The organism is Bradyrhizobium sp. SZCCHNR1053 (genome assembly GCF_032381235.1).
Classification (GTDB): Bacteria; Pseudomonadota; Alphaproteobacteria; order Rhizobiales; family Xanthobacteraceae; genus Bradyrhizobium.
In genome coordinates, this window is record NZ_JAUHJM010000007.1 from 173,384 (window position 1) to 194,483 (window position 21,100).

18 protein-coding genes are annotated in these 21,100 nt (G+C 63.6%); 2 read left to right on the forward strand and 16 right to left on the reverse strand.

What is annotated here, in order from left to right:
* Positions 1 to 2: 2 nt before the first annotated feature.
* From QX051_RS18535 to QX051_RS18610, 16 genes are all read right to left on the reverse strand, one after another.
* Positions 3 to 896 (reverse strand): hypothetical protein, encoded by an 894-nt coding sequence (locus tag QX051_RS18535; RefSeq protein ID WP_315738908.1) that lies wholly within the window; start codon positions 894 to 896, stop codon positions 3 to 5.
* Between the two features lie 53 nt (positions 897 to 949).
* Complete coding sequence (locus QX051_RS18540; RefSeq protein ID WP_315777118.1) at positions 950 to 2,038, reverse strand: GSCFA domain-containing protein; 1,089 nt, start codon at positions 2,036 to 2,038, stop codon at positions 950 to 952.
* Between the two features lie 57 nt (positions 2,039 to 2,095).
* Positions 2,096 to 3,040, reverse strand: coding sequence for a TylF/MycF/NovP-related O-methyltransferase (locus QX051_RS18545; RefSeq protein WP_315738906.1), 945 nt, complete (start codon positions 3,038 to 3,040; stop codon positions 2,096 to 2,098).
* A 701-nt stretch (positions 3,041 to 3,741) separates the two neighbouring features.
* Complete coding sequence (locus tag QX051_RS18550) at positions 3,742 to 4,404, reverse strand: class I SAM-dependent methyltransferase (protein WP_315738905.1); 663 nt, start codon at positions 4,402 to 4,404, stop codon at positions 3,742 to 3,744.
* 27 nt (positions 4,405 to 4,431) lie between these two features.
* Entirely contained in the window at positions 4,432 to 5,475 is a 1,044-nt protein-coding gene (locus tag QX051_RS18555; RefSeq protein ID WP_315777119.1) for an aminoglycoside phosphotransferase family protein, read from the reverse strand.
* Positions 5,462 to 6,079: a hypothetical protein gene (locus QX051_RS18560; protein WP_315777120.1), complete on the reverse strand. Its 618-nt coding sequence runs from the start codon at positions 6,077 to 6,079 to the stop codon at positions 5,462 to 5,464. Before QX051_RS18560 ends, QX051_RS18555 begins: the two co-directional genes overlap by 14 nt.
* A gap of 9 nt (positions 6,080 to 6,088) precedes the next feature.
* Entirely contained in the window at positions 6,089 to 7,126 is a 1,038-nt protein-coding gene (locus QX051_RS18565) for a zinc-binding dehydrogenase (RefSeq protein ID WP_315777121.1), read from the reverse strand.
* 8 nt (positions 7,127 to 7,134) lie between these two features.
* Complete coding sequence (locus tag QX051_RS18570) at positions 7,135 to 8,058, reverse strand: transketolase family protein (RefSeq protein ID WP_315738900.1); 924 nt, start codon at positions 8,056 to 8,058, stop codon at positions 7,135 to 7,137.
* Positions 8,055 to 8,903 carry a transketolase gene (locus tag QX051_RS18575; protein ID WP_315777122.1) on the reverse strand — a complete coding sequence of 283 codons (849 nt, stop codon included), beginning with the start codon at positions 8,901 to 8,903 and terminating at the stop codon, positions 8,055 to 8,057. Before QX051_RS18575 ends, QX051_RS18570 begins: the two co-directional genes overlap by 4 nt.
* Positions 8,904 to 8,945: 42 nt before the next feature.
* Complete coding sequence (locus QX051_RS18580; RefSeq protein WP_315777123.1) at positions 8,946 to 9,944, reverse strand: NAD-dependent epimerase/dehydratase family protein; 999 nt, start codon at positions 9,942 to 9,944, stop codon at positions 8,946 to 8,948.
* Positions 9,945 to 9,956: 12 nt separating this feature from the next.
* Positions 9,957 to 10,565 (reverse strand): SIS domain-containing protein, encoded by a 609-nt coding sequence (locus QX051_RS18585; protein WP_315712798.1) that lies wholly within the window; start codon positions 10,563 to 10,565, stop codon positions 9,957 to 9,959.
* Entirely contained in the window at positions 10,562 to 11,500 is a 939-nt protein-coding gene (locus tag QX051_RS18590; RefSeq protein WP_315738896.1) for an SDR family oxidoreductase, read from the reverse strand. Before QX051_RS18590 ends, QX051_RS18585 begins: the two co-directional genes overlap by 4 nt.
* Positions 11,501 to 11,608: 108 nt before the next feature.
* Positions 11,609 to 12,331, reverse strand: coding sequence for a nucleotidyltransferase family protein (locus QX051_RS18595; RefSeq protein WP_315777124.1), 723 nt, complete (start codon positions 12,329 to 12,331; stop codon positions 11,609 to 11,611).
* A gap of 9 nt (positions 12,332 to 12,340) precedes the next feature.
* Complete coding sequence (locus QX051_RS18600; RefSeq protein ID WP_409997764.1) at positions 12,341 to 13,828, reverse strand: PfkB family carbohydrate kinase; 1,488 nt, start codon at positions 13,826 to 13,828, stop codon at positions 12,341 to 12,343.
* A gap of 482 nt (positions 13,829 to 14,310) precedes the next feature.
* Positions 14,311 to 15,423: a hypothetical protein gene (locus QX051_RS18605; RefSeq protein ID WP_315777125.1), complete on the reverse strand. Its 1,113-nt coding sequence runs from the start codon at positions 15,421 to 15,423 to the stop codon at positions 14,311 to 14,313.
* Between the two features lie 306 nt (positions 15,424 to 15,729).
* On the reverse strand, positions 15,730 to 17,232 hold the full coding sequence (locus QX051_RS18610; RefSeq protein WP_315738893.1) for an MBOAT family protein: 1,503 nt from the start codon (positions 17,230 to 17,232) through the stop codon (positions 15,730 to 15,732).
* Positions 17,233 to 17,687: 455 nt separating this feature from the next.
* On the opposite strand from QX051_RS18610, the gene QX051_RS18615 reads away from it, so the two are divergent.
* A complete protein-coding gene (locus QX051_RS18615) occupies positions 17,688 to 18,737 on the forward strand; it encodes a hypothetical protein (RefSeq protein ID WP_315777126.1) in 1,050 nt (349 codons plus the stop codon).
* A gap of 406 nt (positions 18,738 to 19,143) precedes the next feature.
* A complete protein-coding gene (locus QX051_RS18620; protein ID WP_315777127.1) occupies positions 19,144 to 21,099 on the forward strand; it encodes a TIGR04372 family glycosyltransferase in 1,956 nt (651 codons plus the stop codon).
* The last annotated feature ends 1 nt before the right edge of the window (position 21,100 follow it).

Consider the following 21,100-nt stretch of genomic DNA (forward strand, 5'->3'; position numbering starts at 1 on the left):
CCTCATGCTGCGTTCGGCTTGGTGGGCTGGAACGGATCCAGGCCGCACGCCATTCGATAATAGAGTTCGTATCGCGGATGATTGGCGACGAGGCCGCGGCTGTCGATCGCATGATCGATCAGCGACTCGAGCAGGAGACGGGCGCCCTTGGGCGGCAGATGCACCCCGTCGAAATCGAACTCCGGACGCAAGAGATCGCCCTCGGTCAGGTCGGGCCAGCGGTCGACCGTGAAGAGGTTCACCGAACGCACCTTCTGCGCCAGCTTCCAGTTGAACGCCTGAACCAGCTTGGTCCGGACGGAGACAGGGCAGTCGTAGTTCTGCAGCTCTCGGATGCGCGCTTCCTGCCGGGTCGGGGGAACGACGCTCTGCACGTAGACGCGCTTGAAGCCGGCCTTGACCAGCTGATCGAGCCCGGCGACGAACGGCCCGAGCCGTGCCTCGATCGCCTCGTCGATGAGATCCCACGGCACCAGCGGCTTGTCGAGCAGAGGCAACGTGGTGGCGAACGGCGGAACGAAGTCGTGGGTGTCCTTGAGGAGTTGCAGGAGCGGACCGCGAACGTCGATCTCGCCGACGGTGATCATGATCAGCGGCGGCCGCACGGCCTGGCCGACCGCCTTGGCAATGGCGAAATCGACCTCGTCCATCGACAGATGCGTCGCGCGTCCGTTGCGCACCAGGCCCTCATATTCGAGGAAGGCGATGAAGTCAGGATGAAACTCGCCGGTGGCTGGATCGTAGAACTCCCGCGCCGTGGCGCCGGGGATGTACTTGGTACGGGCCATCACCCAGGCGCCGGTCCACCGCTCCCGGAACACCATGTTCCGATACGGCAGGGAATGGCTGTCGCCGACGATATAGACCGGCAGAACCGCTTCGAGCTCGGTGTCCACGCTGATACGTCCCCCCCTCACATCACAGGCTCGGCCGCGGCCGCCGCTCGTCCTCAGTTGTTACGGCTCGCGGCCAGTGCGCGGTAGAACTCGTCCTCGTCGCAGATGATCTGCGGCGCGGCCGGAGGAGCCGCCGGTTGCATTCGTTCGTCATCACGTGCGGATCGCACCTCTGCGCCAGCGTCCTCGCCGGTGAACTGCGCGAAGAACAGCTTCATCGCGCGCGCGACGCCCTCGGTCGTGACCGAGCGCGCATCGTCGGCGAAATACGCCCCCGCATTCTTCGCATTGGTGATGATCTCGTAGGACGCGAAGTAATGCACGTTGTCGTAGCGCCGGACCATCTCCTCGGCGGCGACGCGCAGCACGCTCTTGGAATAGGTCGTGGCCTGCAGCACGTGGCGCGGCTCCATGGTGGCGGCGAGCGGGACCGGCGAGACCGTCAGGATGATCTGCAGGCGCGGATTGGCTGCCGACATCAGGTTGATCGCCTCGGCAAGATAGCCGGTGGTCTCCATGACCGAGAGATTGTGGAACGCGTATTTGGCATCGTCGAAGTCGCCAGCGCTGCCGCACCCCGGACAGGTCGGATACACCGTGCCGTCGAGCTTGGACACCCAGCTCTCGGTCAGACCGAGCGTGAAGATGAAGATGTCGGTGGTTTCGAAGAGCCGCCGCACCGCCTGCAAATGCTGCTTCAGATCGGCCTCGGCCTCGACCATCGAGATGTAGCCGCGCGGCGTGATGCGGGAGCGCAGCAGATCGAACACCCAGCCGTCGCTGTCGGTCCAGAACTGATCGGCTGGCCGGAAAGCTCCGAACGCCCGCTGCAGCAGTTGCAGCAGTTGCAGGGTGCTGTAGACGTTGCCGTAGCGCGCGGAGAACACGCCATAGCCGAAGCGCTCCTCCTGCTCGGGCGTCAGATGCGGCGGCGCGGGCTCGGTGACATAGTAATTGTAGCCGCGCTCCTTCAGGGCGCGCGAGATGTGCTGCGCGAAGCAACTGCCGGCCGAGGCGACGCGCTGATCAGGACCGAAGCGGAGCCGCGCGGTCAGATGAGGATCGAGATCGGATGGGCTGCGCTCGGCAACGGCCTGACGCCAGAAGCTGCTCGCGGGCAGCGTGGTGTAGGGACAACTCATGCACTCACCCTCTGACCGCATGGGGCCGCGACGCAACGAAAGCGAAGCGCATGCTGCTCAAGCCCTCGGCTTCATTCCGAGATAGGAATGAATGATGAACTTGGTGCCCTGGATCGAGTAGTCGCCGGAATGGCTGGCGACGATGTTGAAGCGGCTGACGAGGTCGGCCCAGGCCTTGCGCTCGCCGGCCTCGGGGTCGGCCTCGTTGCAGTTCCAGTCGTCGAAGCAGAGCACGGCGCCCTTCGAGATGAAGCCGCGTTCGAAGCACGGCACCAGAGCATCCATGGTGGATGAGTAGAGGTCGCCGTCGAAATGGATCAGCGCAAAGCGCGTGTCGTCCGGGAGCAGCTTCACCGTGTCGGCGAACCAGCCTTCATAGATCTCGACCCGGCTGGGCGGAATGATGGCCTCGACCATGGTCCGCAGATCCGCGGCGCTGAGAATCCTGCAGCCGCCCTTCGACCAGGTGCCCGATTTCACGTGCTGCGACTCGAGGTCGACCTGCGCCGTGATTTCCGGCAGGCCCTCGAAGCTGTCGAACAGGCGCAGCTTGCGCAGCGGCTGGTTCGGCTGATAGCGCGGGTCGAACACCATCGCGTTCGCCAGGGTGCGCGCGGTGAAGCCGCCCATGGTGCCGAATTCGGCGATATCGCCTTTGACATCGGCGCTGTTGATATACATCACGCTCAAGGTCAGTGTGCGCGCGATCTCCTTGGCGGGCAGGATCAGGACGTCGTCGATATCGAAGAACAGGTACGGCGCGCTGATCTTGTGGGCGTCGAGCCGTTCCAGGGCTTCGGTCTGCCGCGTCCGCGGCTCCGACCCCGCTCCGGCGGCCGGCGCGGGGACCGGTTGAGGCTCGGGTTCGGGCTTTGGCTCCAAAGCGGCCTGCGGCCGTTCCGGAGGCGGCTGCCCCATCAGCGCGCGCTTGATCGAGCGCAGCTTGAACAGGGTCTGGGGGGGCAGGCCTTCGGCGATCGCCACCTTCAACGACTTCGTCATGACAGCCCCGTTCCCTGCCGCTCGCGATGTTTCGCTGCCAATCTATAGATACATTTTGCAAAGATCGCAAAAGCGGCATGCGGGATCCGCACTCGTTTTGCGTGGGTCTTCAGCCGGGGAGGCCGACAAAGCCGCAATCCGGGTCGCCGGCGTTCGAGCCGGTTCCGACGTGCGCGTCGACGACGAATTGGCTCGCATCTTCAGGTGCATCACCCTTGTCCAGTCAGGTGACGAAAAATATTCTTCTTTCGTTTTTCCAGAAAACGTGGTTTTCTCTCGCCATCCCGCCTCGTGCAGAGGGACGTACGCGTCGTCACGATACGTGGAGGTGGGCTGCGATGGACGTGACGGCTGCGCCCGACGAGCGCAAGCGTTACGGACGGCGAAGTCGTGTGGTCCTGGCCTCTCGACGCTGAGGTCTGCGCAACGCGCCAAAGGCGCGTTGTCGCAAAATGGGGGCAAGAACGCCGATCCCCAGGGAGAGCACGAAGGACACCGTTAAAACCGATCGCGCGGGGAAGGCCGGGATGTCCCAGCCGAACCTGTGGTACCTGCCGCCTGCATTTCTTTCTGCAGGCGGGCCATGGGGGCGGCAGGCTCCCGGCCTTCCTCGCGCCCTCTCAATCGAGAGGGCGATGGTCAACTCATAGCTCGGACGCCAATGCGTCGCGAGAGCGCCTGTCGACGCTCTCAGCTCACCCTCATTCGAAGAAGATGAATTCGTGGTCGCCGGTGTAGCCGGAGCGCTTGAACTCGAACGCCCATTCCTCGGGGGTGTGGAAGATGCGGCAGGTGAGCTGCCAGTACATCAGGTTCACCTTCTCGCGCTCGTTGCGGTAGCCCTCGACGCAGAGATATTTGGCGCCGCGGCTGACGCGCTCCATCTCGCGCAGGGCGGCATCGAGATCGTAGTTGTAGAGGTTGTGCAGCGTGTTGATCGAGATGACCAGATCGAAGTGCTTGTCGGGGTAGGGCAGCTTGGCCGCGCTGCCGACCTGGCAGAACGGCTTCACGCTCTCCATCGTGTGCTCGACGCCGTAGGACGAGACGTCGATGCCGGCGACCTCGAGATCCGGGATGGCCTCGCGGAAATCGTGCAGAATGAAGCCCTTGCCGGAGCCGACGTCGAGCACGCGCATGCCCGGCTTGATGCCGTACGTCTCGATCATCGCGTCGGCGACCTTGCGCCAGCGGCCGTCATATTTGTAGCCACCATAGCCGGTCTCGCGGCTGCCGTCCCAATAGTCGTAATCGTACTTGATCGCCATCTCCGCGACATCGGCCTTGTCGCGCTGGGTGACACGCGCGAGATAGTCGCGCTTGGTCGATTTGTGGACGAGACTGACGAACTCGCGATAGGCCATGAAGATCTCCGGGCGTGGGATTGTCGGTTAGTCGGATGTGGCGCCGATCAGGCCGAGCTGCGCCTCGGCCTTGGCGAGCTGCGCGGCGCAGCGCTGCGCCCAGGCGCCGGTGTCGGCGAAGGCGCGCCTGATGGCGCCGAGCGGCAGGAAGTCGTTCAGGATGATGCAGGTCCACTTGACCTGGTAGGCGTCGAGCAGCAACCGGCAGCGCGCGACGCTGGCCGCATCGAGCCCGAGTCCCTCGGTCAGCCGCTCGGTGAAATGCTCATGCACGGCCAGCGGCACCGGCACCTCCGGCTGGCAGAAGAAGTCCGACGCCAGCTTGGCCGGATCGTCGCGGCCGGCATATTCGAAATCGAGGAAGGTCAGCTTGCCCTGGTCGTCGATCAGCGCGTTGTGGAAGCCGAAGTCGGACGGCGATAGGCAGACCTGATCGGCGGGGATGGCGGCCTCCAGGCCGAGCCCTTCGGCCGCGGCGCCGCTCAGAATGGTCGCCTTCACGTCGGCCCAGGCCGGCTGCAGCCGCGCCGCCACGAATTGCCGGGCCTCGGCCACATGCGGTACGTCGGCATCGAGCGTCGCCAGCCGCGCGACGCGGCGCTCGACGGTCGCGATGTGCTCGGCCAGCGAGAAGCAGGCCTCCGATCCCGGCGCCAGCGCAGGGCGGGGCGGGGCGTTCACCGCGAGCACGAAATCGATCGCGGCCTCGACATGAACAGGTGCCAGCTCGGCAGCCGTCAGCTTGCGTCCTTCGACGAAGCTGTAGAGGCCAGCCTGCTCGGCGCGGTCGCAGGCCAGCGGTTCCGGCACGACGCGAACGCCGCGCGACCAGGCATGGCTGATGAAGCTCCATTCAGCGCCGAGCCGGTCGCGGGTGTCGCGGGCATCGGTGAAGTAGCGCTTGAGGACCAGCGGGCCGTCGGCGGTGTCGACGCGAAAGACCTGGTTGTTGCGGCCGCCGGCCAGCCGCGTCAGCGCCCTGGGGCTCGCCTTGCCGGCCTGCGCGGTGAGGCGCTGCGCCAGCGCCAGCAGCGCGGCATCGGCGCCCGCGCTGGCCTCAGCCGCGGTCACGGACGATATCCGCCGCGATCTCAGCCCAGGAGGTGCGGCGCTCATAGCCCGTGGCCTTGGTCGCGAACTGGTCCTCCGGATCGAACAGCACCTTGCGCATGCCTTGCGGAAATCCGGCCATGGCCAGGATCTCCGGCAGGTCGTCGACGAACACCTCGCAGGCCAGCGTCTGGGCGCGCGCGACCTTCTCGTCCTTGGTCAGCTCGAAGAACACCCGATCCGGAGCAATCTGGCCCGGCGCCGTGCCCATCAGGCCGCGATCGGTCAGGAAGCCGCGCGCGGCGGCATGCATGTCGTGCTTCGGTCCGAGAATGGGGTGCCTGGTCTTATGGCTGACGATGAACAGGTCATGGCCGGCGGCGCGGGCCGCGGCGACGAACTCGGTGAAGCCGGGGTAGGGCGACACCAGGTCCATGCGGGCGCCATAGACATAGCCCTGCAGCTCGGTGAAATCATCCTTGCGCCCGCTGCCGTTGAGATGGTCGCGGACGCTGTTCTTGTCGCGGCCGAGATCGGCCGGGATCAGGCCGCGCTCGAGTGCTGCCGCATGAAACACGCCGTCATAGCAGGCGATCGTGTTGTCGAAGTCGATCCCGATCCGCATGGCCTGGACTTAACGCAGCGACATGTCGATCAGCGGACGGCCGACCTTGCCGGCGGCGAGATCCTGCAGCGCCTGGTCGGCCTGGGCGAGGCTGTAGGGCTTCGACAGCAGATCCCGCACCGGGAAGCGGCCGGAGCTCAGCAGCCGGCCGTAGCGCCCGTAGTCGCGATCCGGCACGCTGTCGCCGCCCCAGGTGCCGAGCAGGCTCTTGCCCTGGTTGAAGACGCCGGGATTCAGCGTGAGCGCCGCGCCATGCTTGGCATTGCCGATCACGACCGCGCGGCCGCCCTGCTGGCGCGTCGAATTGATCGCCTGCTCCATCACGGCAGGAATGCCGGAGGATTCGACCGCGAGATCAACGCCCTGCGGCACGATCTTCTTGATCTCGGCCAGCACGTCGCCGCTGGCATCGATGATGTGAGTCGCGCCGTAGATCTGGGCGAGCGCGCGGCGGGTCGGGTTGGGATCGATGCCGATCACCGGCATCGCGCCGGCCAATGCCGCTGCCATCAGCGCGTTGAGGCCGATGCCGCCGGTGCCGAACACGGCGACGGCGTCGCCCGGCTGGACCTTGAGCACGTTGTAGACCGCGCCCATGCCGGTCGGCGCCGCGCAGCCGAGCAGCACCGCGACATCCATCGGCAGGTCGGGCGGCAGCAGGGTCAGGCGGTTCTCGCTGACGACCGCATGGCGCTGGAAGGTGGTGACGCCGCCGGCGTTGACCTTCTTGCCGTCCCAGTCATAGACGGCGCCGCCGGCCTCGATGCCCGTGCCCTTGATCCAGGACAGCACGACCTTGTCGCCGACCTTGACCTTGGTGACGGCGCTGCCGGCCTCGATCACCGTGCCGGTGCCCTCATGGCCCAGGCAGTGCGGCACCCATTTGTCCTCGCCCTTGTCGCCGCGCCACTCCATCACCTGCGTGCCGCAGGCGCCGGAATAGGCGATCTCGACCAGGACCTGCCCCGACTTCAGGGCCGGCGTCTCGATCTCGGCCAGGACGAGCGGCTGGCCGGTCTGGACCAGGAGGGCAGCTTGGGTCTTCATGTGATGTCTCAGCTCAACGCGTGGATGATCTTGTCCGCGATCTGGTGGCCGGTCAGTCCCAGCACCTCGCGGGCGTATTCCTGTTCGCCTGATTTCTTGAAGAAGGCGTCCGGCGTGCCGAAGCGCAGGAACTTCTGGTGCTTCGTCTCGGTGTCGGCGAGCCATTCGGAGACGGCGGAGCCGAAGCCGCCGATCAGCGAATGCTCCTCGATGGTCGCGACCAGCTTGAAGCGGCTGAAGGCCTGCTTGAGCTTGTCCTCATCCAGCGGCTTCACGGTGTGGAAGCTGACGACCTCGGCGGAGATGCCCTTCTCCTTCAATCTATGTGCGGCTTCAATGACTTCCGGCAGCATGTTGCCGGTCGAGAGCAGGCAGACGTCGGAGCCTTCCTCGATCGTGATCGCCTTGCCGATCTTGAAGTCCGTGATGGGGCCCTTGTGAACGACCGGCTCACCCTTCTTGCCCATGCGGATGTAGACCGGGCGGTCCTGCTGCATGGCCGCGCGCAAGGCGCCCCGCACCTCGAAGGCATCGCCCGGGCAGATCACGACCATGTTCGGGATCGAGCGCAGGAACGAGATGTCCTCGCAGGCGTGGTGGGTCGGGCCGAGGCCGGAATAGGCGAGGCCGGCGCCGACCGCGACGATGGTCACGGGGACCTCGTGATAGCAGACGTCGGTGCGGATCTGCTCCAGGCAGCGCGTCGTCACGAACGGCGTGATCGTGTAGGCGACCGGGCGGAGGCCGTTCATGGCCATGCCGGCGGCGACGCCCATCATGTTGGCCTCGGCGACGCCGCAGTTGAAGAAGCGGCTGGGGTGCTTGTCCTTGAACTTGTCGAACAGGCGGTTGCCGATGTCGCCCGAGAGCATGACGACGCGGCTGTCCTCGTTGCCGAGCTTGGTCAGTTCGTCAGCGAACGCGTTTCTCATGACAGGCCGAGCTCCTTGAACGACTTGACGACTTCCTCAGCGGTCGGGGCGCGATAGTGCCAGTTGTTGTCGTCCTCCATGAACGACACGCCCTTGCCCTTCACGGTGTGGGCGATCAGCGCCACCGGCTTGCCCGAGCCGTTCGGGATGTTCTGCATGGCTTCCGCCAGCGCGCCGATGTCATGGCCGTCGATCTCGTGGGCGTCCCAGCCGAAGGCGGCCCATTTGTCGCGCAGCGGTGCCAGCATCAGGGTTTCGTTGGAGCGCGCGGTCGCCTGCCACTTGTTGTAGTCGACGACGACGCAGACATTCTCGAGCTTCTGGGCGGCGGCGAACATCGCCGCCTCCCACACCGAGCCCTCGTTGTTCTCGCCGTCGGAGAGCAGGGCGAACACGCGGTAGTTCTCGCCCTTGATGCGCCCTGCGAGCGCCATGCCGCAGCCGAGCGGCAGGCCGTGGCCGAGCGAGCCGGTGGCCGCCTCGACGCCGGGCAAAAGGTTCGCCGGCGGATGCTCGGCGAGCCGGCCGCCGTCCTGGCAGTAGGTGTCGAGCTCCTCGATCGGGAAGTAGCCCTTCATCGCCAGCGTCGCGAACAGCGCCGCGGCGGCATGACCCTTGGAGAGGATGAAGCGGTCGCGCAGCGGGTCGGTGGGATTCTTCGGGTCGATGTTCAGCACATGCCAATAGGCTGCGGTCATCGCATCGGCGCAGGACAGCGACGAGGCCAGATGCGCGGCCTGCGCCTTGTGCGACATCTCGATGATCTTGCCGCGCAGCCTTGCGGCCTGCGCCTTCAGGGCGGCGGCGTCAGGCTTGGCCGCCGGGCTCCGGACTGCAACGTTCATCGTGCTCTCCAGTCGCGCTTCTCCGGGAAGCGCAGGGGTCGATCAGGGTTTATGTTCGTACTTGGTCGGCAGCTTGGCCATGACATCCTCGAAACGTCGCGCCCAGGCGATGACGTCGTCGATGCCCTGTTCCAGCGAGAAGGTGTCGCGCCAGCCGAGCTCGGTGCGCAGCTTGAAACTGTCGAGCGTGTAGGCGGTGTCCTTGCCCGGCCGCTCCGGGCCGATCTCGACGCAATCCTCGAACGACTTGCCGAGGCGGGCCAGGATCATCTCGACCAGGGTGCGGATCGAGACCAGCTCGTAGCCCGAGATGTGATAGGTCTCGCCGAGCTTGCCACTGCGACCGATCTTCACCGTCGCATCCGACACGTCGGTCATGTGGATGAAGACGCGGATCGACTTGCCGCCGCCGTCGAGCCGCAGCTTCTGCCCGGTCATCGCCGCCACGATGGTGCGCGGCACGATGCGATAGAGCTGCTGGCCCGGGCCGTAGACATTGGCCGCACGTGTGAAGACCACGGGGAACTGGTAGTTGGCGAAATAGGTGCGCAGGCTCATGTCGCCGGCCGCGCGCGACACGGCGTAGGGCGTCGACGGGTTGAAGGCTGCGTCCTCGCGCACCCAGCCCTCGGTCGAGCCGTAGACCTCGGGCGTCGTGACGTGGACGTAGCGGTCGAGGCCGTCATAGTTGCGCAGGATGTCGTGCAGCCGGACCGCGGAGACGACGTTGGTCATCATCCAGTGGTCTGGATGCAGCCAGCTCTCGCCGACCATGCTCTGGGCCGCGAAGTTCACGACGTGAGTCGGCCGCTCCGAGGCCAGCAGCGCCTTGAGCGCATCAAGATCGTGATTGAGATCGACGCGCTGGAAGCGGACCTTGCCGGGACGCTTCTGCCATTTGTACGGCAGGAAGGCGTCATGCGGCTCGTCCGAGCGGCTGGTCGCGATCACGTCGTGACCGGCCGCGGCCAGGAAGTCGACGAAGGTTGCGCCCGAGAAGGAGTTCGAGCCGAGGATCAGGTATTTTTCGTTCGCAGCCATCGTCCCTGTCCGTCAGACCTCGCGCGTCGTGATGATGTCGCCGCGCTGGGCGTACAGCCACTGCATGATCATGTGGCCGATCACCATCTGCGCGTCCTCGGCGATCTGCATGTCGTCGACCGCGAAATGGATTGGCACGTCGGCGAGCGCCTTGGCCTTGCCGCCGGAAAAGCCCAGCACGGCATAGCTGGTCATGCCGATCTTCTTGCCTTCTTCCAGCGCCTTCAGGATGTTCGGCGAGTTGCCGGAGCCGGAGAAGGTGATCAGCACGTCGCCCTTGCGCGCGAGCACCGCGAGCTGCAGCGAGAACACCTGGTCATAGCCTTCGTCATTGGCGAGGCAGGTGATCACGGATGGGTTCGACGACAGCGAGTGCACGCGCAGACCCGAGCCTGGCGTCTTCGAGAGCGCGTAGAGGAAATCGTTGGCGAGGTGGTTGGCGTTGCCGCCGCTGCCGCCATTGCCGCAGAAGAACACCTGCCGGCCGGTCTGCCAGCAGTCGCGCAGATCATAGGCGAGCTTCTCGACCGGGCTCCAGTCGAAATCCTTCAGCACGGTGCTGAAGCGGCTGGTGTAGTCGGCGAACAGGCTGCCGGGGGTCTTGAAGGCCAGGACGTTCATTTCACGACCTCCTTCTCCATCCATTTCAGATTGTACCAGCGATCGTCGTTCTTGAGCTGGCCCTGCGAGTACATGCCGATGATTTCCTTGATCGCGTCCTCCACCGTCTTCTTCGGGCGGAAGCCTGTCGCGAGCAGGCGATCGGAGTTGACGCGATAGCTGCGCGGGTCGTTCGAGGGCGTCACGATGACCTCAGCCGGCACGTGCTTGGTGACCAGATTGGCGATGTCGAGGATCGAGATGTTCTCGAAGCCCGCATTATAGATCCCGGTGTGCTCAGGATGATCGAGTAGGAAGAGATAAAGGTCGGTGATGTCGTCGATGTGGATGTTCGGCCGGGTCTGGTCGCCGCCGAACACGGTGATGCGGCCGTTCATCAGCGCCTGCATCGTCAGCATGTTGACGGAGACGTCGAGCCGCTGGCGCGGAGAGTAGCCGCACACGGTCGCGGGACGGACGATCTGCACCACCATGTCATCCTTGTAGGACAGCACGATGCGCTCGCCGCACATCTTGGTCTTGTTGTACTCGGAGATCGGCAGCAGCTCGAGATCCTCGGTGACCTGCTCCTCTTCCTTCACGCCGTAGACGCTGCCGGAGGACGCGTAGATGAAGCGCTTGATGCCGTGGCGATAAGCGCGATCGGCGAGCTGCATCGTGGCGAGGCAGGAGATCTCCCAGGTCAGCTTGGGGTCGAGATCGCCGCACGGGTCGTTGGCGACGCTGGAGAGATGGATGATGGCGTCGACCCCGGTCAGGTCGATGGCGTCGGGATTGCGGACGTCGCCCTGGACGACGGTGAGATCCGGATGCGGCTCGAGGAAATTGCCGAACCACATGATGTCGAACGCGACCACCTTGTGGCCGGCCTTCAAGAGCTTCGGCACGAGCACGCTGCCCTTGTAGCCGCACGCTCCGGTCACGAATATCTTCATCTGAGCAATCCCCGTGGCTCGCCTGTCGTGTCGCCGGCTGGCGCGTCGCGCGCACCTTTATACAAATTGGCTAGGGAAGGCGACCAGCCCGGCGGCGCAAGCCGCCCGTCAGACGTCCCCGCCACGGCGCGGTTCGTGATTAAACTCCAAATGGGCCCGGCGCAAGCTTTCCGGGTTACCGATATCCCGATGATAACCGCTGGTTTCCACGCACAAAATGCGTCCGAGATAGTTGGGGATGATTTCGGTGGAGAGATCGACGATCGGCTTTCCCAACGCGGCGATGTCGGTGATGACGGCAGGATCGAACACGTAGACCGCGCCATTGGCGAGGTTCCCAGGCGGATTCTTGACCTTCTCGTGGAAGGCGATCACCCTGTGCTGATCGTCCAGCTCGAGAATCCCGCACGAGCTCGGATCATCGGTGCGGAACGCGAGCATCGTCATGATGCAGCCATCAGGGCGGTTGCGATGGGCGGAGAGCAGCCCCGCGACGTCGAAATCCGTCAGATTGTCGGCGTGAGCCACGAGGAAGGGCTGGTCGCCGAACCAGGCGCGGTTGGCAAGCATGGTGCCGCCCGTCCCGAGCAGTTCATCTTCGTGAACGAGATCGATGCGGTCCCGCCAGCGCGATTGCGCCACGTGCACGCGCACCTGTTCGGCGAGCCAGTGTGTGTTGAGCAGCGCGCGCTCGATGCCGCCTTCGAACACGAGATCGAGCCAGTAGTCCAGCAATGGCCGGTCGTGCACACGCACCAGGCATTTCGGCGTCGTATTGGTCAGCGGGCGCAGCCGGCTTCCGATCCCCGCCGCGAGCAGGAGGGCACGCATGACGACATCCTACTCCTGGCTGAACCCAGTCTCGTCGATTTCCCGCACCAGCTCCGCCGTCGTCAAGGGCAGGTTGCCGACGCGGGAGACCTGGAGGGCGGCCGCCAGCGATCCGAGATAGGAGGCCCGCCAGATATCGGCGCCCGCGCGCAGGCCCATCGAGCAGGCCATGAAGAAGCTGTCGCCGGCGCCGGACACGTCCTTCGGCGACGGATTGAACGCCGGCAGCCGGTCCGAGGTGAAGGTGCCATCCGCCAAGGTGTTGATCAGCGCGCCTTCGGCGCCGAGCGTGATCACCAGATTCTTGGTGCGGGCCCGCTCGACCAGCCGCTCGCTGATCACGGCGAGGCCCGAGATGAAGTCGTTCAGCGCGACGCGCGCCTCGCGCTCGGTCGGCGTCAGCAGGGTCATGCCCTTGAAGCGGGAGACGTCGCCGGTCTGCGAGGACACCTGGCTGTCGGCCGCCATCATCACGCCCTGTGCGCGGGCGCGATCCGCGATCGCGTCGACCAGATCCTGCGGCAGGCAGCCATAGTTGAAGCAGGAGAACAGCAGCAGATCGCAGGTCTTCAAGGCACGCTCGACCGATGTCAGCATTTGCCGCTGCAGGTCGGCGTCCGAGGCGTGCTGGCGCAGATGGTTGACCCGCAGCAACGTCTTGTTGAGCGCGCGAAAACGCTGTTTGCGCGTGGTCGGCCGGCTCTGGTCGGTGAAGGCGTTGAAGTTGACGCCATGCTGTTCCAGCGTGTTGCGCGCGAATCGCGCCGCCTCGTCGTCGCCGACGAGCGTGAAGAACTTCACGTCCGCGCCGAGGCCATGGGCATGCGCCGCAACCGCGCCGGCACCGCCGACGAAGGTGCGGGTCATCAGCGGCGTCACCACGATGGTCGGATCCTCCTGGGACATGCCGACCGCATCGCAGGTGACATATTCGTCGACGATCAGGTCGCCGATGACGGCGACCCGCATGCCGGAGAGCTTGCGGAGCAGATCCTTCAGATTCGTGATCTCGAAGCCGTGGCGCTTGGGAAATTCCTGCGGTTTGCGAACCGTGGAGATGTCGATGTTGGCGTCGCGTTCCAGCAGCGACAGCGACGCAAAGCGCAACTCACCGGACGAGAAGATCAGCCGCCCGCCATAGACGTCCACGGCCTCCTGCTCGGGATTGGCGCGATCCTCGAACTCCTTGCCCTTGACGACGACGGTCGGCTTCAGATGCGCGATGAAGTCGGACGCCGACGTATCCAAGCGCACGGCATGGTGCACAAAGGCGATGGAACGCACATTTTCGAGGCGCATGTCCTGCGCCAGGGTCACGCCGGGCGTCGAATCGGGATTGACGCCCACGACCAGCACGTCGGCCTGCTCGGCGGCGAACTTCAAGAGCCGTAGATGTCCGGGGTGCACGACGTTGAAGTTGCCGGACACGAACGCAATCGTCTCCCCGGAGTCACAAGAGGCGCGAACAGTCTGGCAGGCCAGATCCATCTCACTCATATCGATCACCTGATCCAAGGAATTCACCTCCGGCTCGATCGGGCTGAGGTAGGACATCCGGCCAGCGTGTCATTCGCCGGCCGAAGAACTCCGATGCAAAGCGTCGCTGTCGCCCGGCACATCTGCACCGCGAATCCCGTTCCGATCTGCATCTTTCATGCCCGACATTGATTTCGTTGCGAAAAAAACAAGCGCGACCCCGAGATCGGAGCGATGGAGGGGCCGGCGGCCGATCATTTCCAATGGTCTCTTTATCAGGTGTGCGCAGCAGCACAAACAGTCCTGTTAGCTTGCGGTTGTGTGGTCGCGTCGGAATGCGGCTTCCGGAGAGCTCATCGTCCTTCACGGCAATGCTCGGCGCTGTGCAGACGAATCAGGCGAAGGATGGATCCAAGAATGCTCCGGCGAGAGACGGACTGCGTTGCGCTGGTCGGCGGGCCACGCGGAAAAGCCTCGGGGACGCCAGTCTCTCGCAGGACGTCTCAGTGATAGAGGTCGAACTGTTCACCTTGTCCTTTTTCAAGATCGGCCGTCAACGCGCTGCGGTCGATCAGCGGAAACAGCTTGCTGAACTCGGGGCGGTCCAGCAGTGCGAGGTAGGTCTTGAGCATGCCCCGTTCCGAAGGATGCGCGGGATCGAAGAAGTTGCCGGCATCGCGCGATATCTCGGTGCGGCTCATGTCGAAGAACTGAATGCCTAGCTGCGCAAATCTTTCGACGGTCTGTGGACTCCTGATCTCGCGCCAGAGTCCGGAATAGGGCCAATAGGCCTCATCGGTGTCGAGAAAGGCGGCAGCGCTCTCCAGGAGCGGATACTGGATTGCAATCACCGAGAACCCGCGCTCGCGGGACAGCCGAGACAGCCGCTCGATCTCGCCAAATTCGCGTTCGCTGAGATGGGGCGCGCCCGGAAACGAGGAGGTGACGTATTGAGCGCCGCGCGCCAAGGTTTCGGCTGCTGCATTCCGGTAGGGTGGCGCGACCATGACGGAACCATCCTTGCGGAACCCGAACTTGCCACGGATCGCCTCTGTTCCTATCAGCCTGTTGTTGTCAACAGGCTCGAGCTGCGGCGTCATCATGGCCGAACGGATTGCATCGAGGTCTCCGTGGGCCCGCGTGACGAAGTCTGCGACGTCGTGCAGCTTCCGCCGATGCGAATCGATGCCCTGGGCGAAGTCCATCGTGCGCTCTTTCCGCCAGACGTCAGCGAGGAAGTCGCCAAACAGGAAGTAGTCCAGCGCTACGACGACTACGCGCGGCTTCGCCACCGTGGTTGCGCGATCGACGAAGTCCACAACGTGCGTGAGAGGCCAAGCCGTCAGGCACGCATTGTAGGTCACATAGGGGCGGAACATCTGCTCGCGCGCCTGACCGCACCGCGAACTTCCTACCAGCAGAACCTCAGGACGGACCTGTTTGATTCGTTCGAGCTTGTAGGGTGCATAGTCCTTGAAGGTGCCGAGCCAGACCAGCCGTTCTGTGCGCGACTGCTGGGCTGCAATCATGGAGAGCGGAACGGTCGCGCCCAATCGCCAGCCGACCCATTCGAAAACAGCCAGCAGCGGCAGGAAAACGACAGCAAACAGCGCCACTACGATCGCAAGATACCGCGCCAAAGTTCGAGCCCGCCTTGATGATTGTGCTTCGGGAGTTAGCGAGTTTGGCTCGCAATCCGCGTCGTGCTGGGAGTTGATTGCGCCAGAATCAGGCTAATAGCTTGGCGTGGTCGCCGCAAGCGGATGATGCGCCAGCGCCACGCCGCCTGACTGGACAGCTTCGACGAGAACATATTCGGATTCCTCAGCAGGATCGGCGCGATCGACGGCCCTTCTGCGTTCACTAAGCCAGAATGTCGGTGGCGAGGGCTCGAGGCCCGTCGCTTGCCACGCCCGGCTCGTTCAGAATTGGAAATAGAGGAACTGCGAGGTGTCTCCGGCAATGATGTTCATCAGAACTGCCGCCACGAGCGCGATGGAAGTTCCGATTGCCCACGGCAAGGACGGTCGCCACTTCAGGTTCAGAATGCTCCAGGGACGAGGGTTGTGGTAGGTTTCCAGCCCGACTTTCCAACGCTCGAACATCGTGTTCACGTTGGGCAGGGTGAAACAGGCGACATAGCCTGCCAGGATCGCGATCATGACGCGCGGATCGACGAGGTTCGTTGCCGTGATCTTCTCCGGGTTGGACAGGGCGAGCATCCCCTTGATCAGCCTGACCGCGGCGTTCGGATTGTCGGCCCGGAAGAAAACCCATGCCAGAACCACGACGAACTGTGTCAACAATAGCGCCGCCACCGCATACCAGGCGGTCGCCGACAGGCGGGTGAGGGCCGGTCGCTGCGCGACGAATTTGCTCCAGCGATGATTGACGATCAGAAACAGCCCGTGCAGGGCGCCCCAGATGATGAAGGTGAAGCCGGCGCCGTGCCAGAGACCGCCGAGCAGCATGGTGGCGAAGAGGTTGGCGTTTCTCCGGTGCTCGCCGTAGCGGTTGCCGCCAAGCGGGATGTAGAGATAGTCGCGCAGGAAGCGCGACAGCGAGATATGCCAACGGCGCCAGAATTCGACGATGCTCAGCGACTTGTAGGGGGAATCGAAGTTGAAGGGCAGCCGGATCCCGAACATGATCGAGATGCCGATCGCCATGTCCGAGTAGCCTGAGAAATCGAAGTAGATCTGCAGCGAGTAGGCGAGCGCGCCGCCCCAGGCGTCGATCAGGTGAAGGTGGCTCGAATTGGCGGCCTGGAACACGGGATTCGCGATCAGGCCGAACCCATCCGCGATGAACGACTTCTTGAATAGCCCAATGGTCAGAATCGTGAGGCCGACCGCGACTTTTTCGAGCGAAATCCTTCGGCTCTCCTCCGAGCCGAATTGCGGCATCATCTCGCGGTGATGGAGGATCGGGCCGGCGACCAGATGCGGGAAATACGTGACGAACAGGCCGTATTTTACGAAGCTTCGCTCATCGGAATACCCCCCGTAGACGTCGGCGAGGTAGGCGATCTGGGTGAAGGTAAAAAACGAAATGCCGAGCGGGAGAACGATCGCGAGCGAGGGGTGTTTCGACGCGGTGATCGCATTGAGGATCTGGATGCCGAAATTCGTGTATTTGTAGAACGCGAGCGCAGCCAGGTTGAGCGTGATGGCAGCTGAAAACAGGCCAGTGCGGAGCTTTCCGGTCTGTCCGGCAATCAGCAGACCCATCGTATAATTGAAGACGATGGAGACCAGGATGATCGGGACGAAGTGAATGTCCCAATAGCTGTAGAAGGTGAGCGACGCCGCGGTGAGCCAGCTGAGGCGCACGACGGGGGCGGCGAAAAAGCGAGCCAGCAGAAAATAGCCGACCAGGGTCACCGGCAGGAACAGGAACAGAAACTCAAACTGCGTGAAAAGCATAACAAGTTTCTTGATGTTGCTGCATATTGCGTTGCTTTATCAATGATTGAGGGCGCTGCCAAGTTGGGTGCACCTCTCCCGCTGCGAATTTCGGGGGATGCCGCCTCCTGACGGCAGCGACGTGCGGCCGGCCTCTCGAAAAGGGCGGGCCCTTTTCGATCAATGATTCTTCTGCTATGGCAGCTCGAAAATCTGACCAACGACGCCAATCCGACGACGCCATGATGGGGTTTCGCGCAATCACTCTCGCCGATGATCGCAGCGGCGAGGAAACCCTCTATGGGCCATGCAGATGACATCCCGATAGGTCTGCGCTCTCGCGCGCAAAGCAAACTGGGGAGGAGCGGGAAACCCTCTGTTCCACCGGCTGACGTCGTGTCTAGACTCTCGTTGTCGAAGCCGAAAGCAGCTGCCACGACACCCACCGAGACAACCTATCGAGCGGGAATTGCGTCATGTCGACAGTCGGCCGGTCTGCACCGGAAAAGTCAGCTGAACCGGGTGGATTCGGGCGCTATCTCATCGCAGTCGGAATTGTGGGCCTGGCGGCCGCGTTCGCGTTTTCGCTCGGTTTGTCGCTGTTCTCGTCCGACGTGTGGACGTTGCGCGATGGAGTGCTGCAGATTCCGCGCCAAGGCGACACCAACTGGTATCGTGATTTCGGAGGCCGCAGCATTCCGCAGATCCAGGACCAGGATATCTTCTACAGCAACCTCGGAGGATCGGTCGAAGCCGCCAAGCGGGCTGACATTGTCTTTCTTGGTCCGTCCTTCGTCAGCTATGCCGTGGACCGGCAGACGCTCGCGCAATCGCCGGTGCTCGGTCGATTGGGGATCTACAACATGGCCTTCGTGGGCATTCGCGGCGGTGAGTTCTCGCGGCTCGTGATCCAACGTTGGAAAATCCGTCCGCGTCTGTGGATCATCAATGCCGACGATCAGTTCGTGCACTTTTTCAGCAACGATCTCAACGTCACTCTTGGTCCGCAGAAACAGCCCATTGCCGCCGTCCAGCGCAATCGAATGCGGGGGTACCTGACGGTGATCGGCCGCAATTTGCACTGGCGTATCGAGGACTTGGTTGCGGCGTATCAGAATGGCTATTTCTCGCCCACCGGCCTCTATCGCAACATCACTGATGGTGACATGGCGCTGGATGCCAATCCGGGCTACGTCGCCTTGGGCAACAAGCCGATGCTGTCGGCCCGCAATCCTGACTGCCATACGACCCCCGCGATTGTCGACTATGCGAAGAGATTTCTCAATGAGGTGGGCGGACAGGTCGTGCTCACATTGGTCCCGCATAGCCAGTCTTGCGTCCAGCAGGCCGCGGAACTGGCGAAAGAATTGAACATCGAGCTGATCGCGCCGCCATTCGATGGCCTGACGACGATTGACGGCGGCGGCCATTTGGATCGGCAGGGCGCTCAGGTCTTTACGAGCCATCTTGCTCGCGAGATCGTCAAGACGGCGGCCTTCAAACGGGCATTTCCCGACGGCAAATGATTGTGCGGGATTTCAGCAAAAGGCGACGCCGGCGCCATGCCGGTTCGTCCGAGACGTCGACGTCTCCCTGCCATCAGGGGCGATGTGACCAGGTGCGGTTGGATGCCGGAATTTCTGAATTCTCCTCTCTCTTAGGTTTGCTCGCGTTCATCCCCATGTTCGGCTTGGAAAATTCCCGACACCTCTGTTATAGGTGCAATCCAAACGGTTCAATCCCTGGTTGGCATTTGCGGGGCGATGTCTCCTTGGGGGAATCTCGCATTCGACCCGGCGAGCGTGCTGTCCTCATCCCGAGAAGTGATCCCGGGCGCGCAGCGCAGGCGACTTGAACGGCCGGTCGTCCAAGCTCTGCCTTGATCCGAACGCGCGGAATCGGGGATTTCAAGGTTGTGTGGAACTTGGTCGTATGAAACTGCAAAAGCGAAGGCCGATGCGCGGCGGGCGCCGACGGTTTGTCTACCAGGTCTTTGTCATAGTCGGGGCGACCCTCAATCTGCTGCCGCGACGCGTGGTGTTCCTTGGTCTGGTGATCGCCTTCGCCGCGAGACTTCCGCTCAGGCGGCGCCTGGCTCAGGCGTATTTTCCCTATGTGACGTCATATCTTGCAACTCGGCCGGAGTTTCGTTTTTCGACGGCTCTCAGCCGCCATTTCCCCGCTGCCTCGCTTCGAGCCCTGAGCAGCATCGGTGCCTATCGCGAGGCCGCCGGCATGGTCGGCCGCGATGCCTTGGCGTCCGATGACGCGGAGACCAGATACGCGCTGGTTCGATCCTTGTTCGAGCTGGGCGAGTTTTCGGAGGCGCGCGACGCCGCGGCAGGAGCGAAGCCCGAACAGCTCGAGGCGATGGTCGATCTCGCCTTCTACAAGGCCATGGTCGACCTCATCGAAGGGGATGAAGCGGCGGCGCTCGATGCGATGTTCTGGGCGTGTCGGAGCAGCCTGCATTTTTTCCGTCCCCACCAGAACATCGCGGCTCGGAATTCACCGCGTTACTTCCCGAACAGCCTCGATTTCCTCTGCGGGGCTCGCGGCCGGCTGTTCGACCTGTGCAACTTCACGGGCCAGCGCGTGATGCATGTCGGTCGCGGCGAGATTGCAATTCGCTTGTACGAGCGGGCTTTGAACGTGCAGCAGGAACTCCGGGCATCGCCGCCACCGCTTTCTGATGAGTTGAGGCGGCTGCTCGACCGGCTCGGCGTGACCCTGGATGCGCTGCGGCTCGTTCCTGAGGAATGGGCGACGCAGATCGGCCATCTGGGCATGCTCGACATCCTGTTTCGCATGCGAGAGCTGGGCTGGTGGTCAGGCGAAGCCGTGATCGTCGTCCGCCCCGACAGCATCGCCAATGCGGTCTTCTTCAAGCTGTTTGAAAGTTTCGGCAAGGTCGTGGTGATCGGTGAAACCGTATCGGAGCGACTGGGTGAAGAACTGCTGTCCTTGCAGCGCTGGTACGGGTTGAATTTCAACGCGTTCAGGCTGCCGGACGGGCGGGTCGTACCTTGGCAGGACGCCGGTGCGATCGCCATCGAACAATGGGAGCGCGAGGGAAGAGGGCATCCGCTGCGTGACGCCTACGATCGGAGTGCGGCCGCCGCAGCGGCTGGCTTCGACGCGTTCCGTTCCAGCCACGGCATGAAGCCCGACGACTGGTATGTGTGCCTGCACACGCGGGACGCTGCGCACTATTTCGAGTTCATGGGCACAGGGCAGACCCATCGCAATGCGCCGATCGAGACGTCTTTGGACGCCATTCGTCTGATCACCACCCATGGCGGATGGGTCATCAAGCTCGGTGGTCCGAACTCGCCGAGGCTTCTGCCGATGGCTCGCACGATCGATTACGCGCTGAGCGAATTCAGATCGGAGCTGATGGACATCCACCTGATTCGCCATGCCCACGCATTCATTGGGACGACGTCCGGGTTGACGAATGTCGCTGTCAGTTTCGGAATTCCTTGTGCGATCGTGAATGCGATCACGACCGACGCCCAGCTGTGGAACAGCAACGTCCGTTTTGCCCTCAAGCCCGTCAGGCTAGCAGACGGCACCGTGCTGACGCAGCATCAACTGACGACGTCGCCCTGGCGCTGGCGCGTGTTCGATGCGGCCGTGCTGGGCCGGAGCGGTGCGCATCCGGAGACCAACTCGGCGGACGACATCCGCCACACGGCCGATGAGGTCCTGGCCATCGCCGACGGTCGGTTGGCTGAATTCGAAGGCGATCACGATGGCGCAGGACTGTTGTCGCGCTGGAGGCGTGCGCTGGGGCTGCCCTATTACTACGGCACCAGCCGTCCGAGCCTCGGTTTCCTGGCCAATCATGAGACGGAGTTGCTGCGCGACGCCGTCGAGGGCCACTGAG

Coding starts and splice junctions, on each gene's coding strand:
- QX051_RS18565 (WP_315777121.1), bottom strand. CDS start 7,126: ATGAAGACCCAAGCTGCCCTCCTGGTCCAGACCGGCCAGCCGCTCGTC.
- QX051_RS18545 (WP_315738906.1), bottom strand. CDS start 3,040: ATGACGAAGTCGTTGAAGGTGGCGATCGCCGAAGGCCTGCCCCCCCAG.
- QX051_RS18575 (WP_315777122.1), bottom strand. CDS start 8,903: ATGAACGTTGCAGTCCGGAGCCCGGCGGCCAAGCCTGACGCCGCCGCC.
- QX051_RS18570 (WP_315738900.1), bottom strand. CDS start 8,058: ATGAGAAACGCGTTCGCTGACGAACTGACCAAGCTCGGCAACGAGGAC.
- QX051_RS18560 (WP_315777120.1), bottom strand. CDS start 6,079: ATGCGGATCGGGATCGACTTCGACAACACGATCGCCTGCTATGACGGC.
- QX051_RS18540 (WP_315777118.1), bottom strand. CDS start 2,038: ATGAGTTGTCCCTACACCACGCTGCCCGCGAGCAGCTTCTGGCGTCAG.
- QX051_RS18580 (WP_315777123.1), bottom strand. CDS start 9,944: ATGGCTGCGAACGAAAAATACCTGATCCTCGGCTCGAACTCCTTCTCG.
- QX051_RS18585 (WP_315712798.1), bottom strand. CDS start 10,565: ATGAACGTCCTGGCCTTCAAGACCCCCGGCAGCCTGTTCGCCGACTAC.
- QX051_RS18615 (WP_315777126.1), top strand. CDS start 17,688: ATGTCGACAGTCGGCCGGTCTGCACCGGAAAAGTCAGCTGAACCGGGT.
- QX051_RS18600 (WP_409997764.1), bottom strand. CDS start 13,828: ATGAGTGAGATGGATCTGGCCTGCCAGACTGTTCGCGCCTCTTGTGAC.
- QX051_RS18590 (WP_315738896.1), bottom strand. CDS start 11,500: ATGAAGATATTCGTGACCGGAGCGTGCGGCTACAAGGGCAGCGTGCTC.
- QX051_RS18550 (WP_315738905.1), bottom strand. CDS start 4,404: ATGGCCTATCGCGAGTTCGTCAGTCTCGTCCACAAATCGACCAAGCGC.
- QX051_RS18620 (WP_315777127.1), top strand. CDS start 19,144: ATGAAACTGCAAAAGCGAAGGCCGATGCGCGGCGGGCGCCGACGGTTT.
- QX051_RS18595 (WP_315777124.1), bottom strand. CDS start 12,331: ATGCGTGCCCTCCTGCTCGCGGCGGGGATCGGAAGCCGGCTGCGCCCG.
- QX051_RS18610 (WP_315738893.1), bottom strand. CDS start 17,232: ATGCTTTTCACGCAGTTTGAGTTTCTGTTCCTGTTCCTGCCGGTGACC.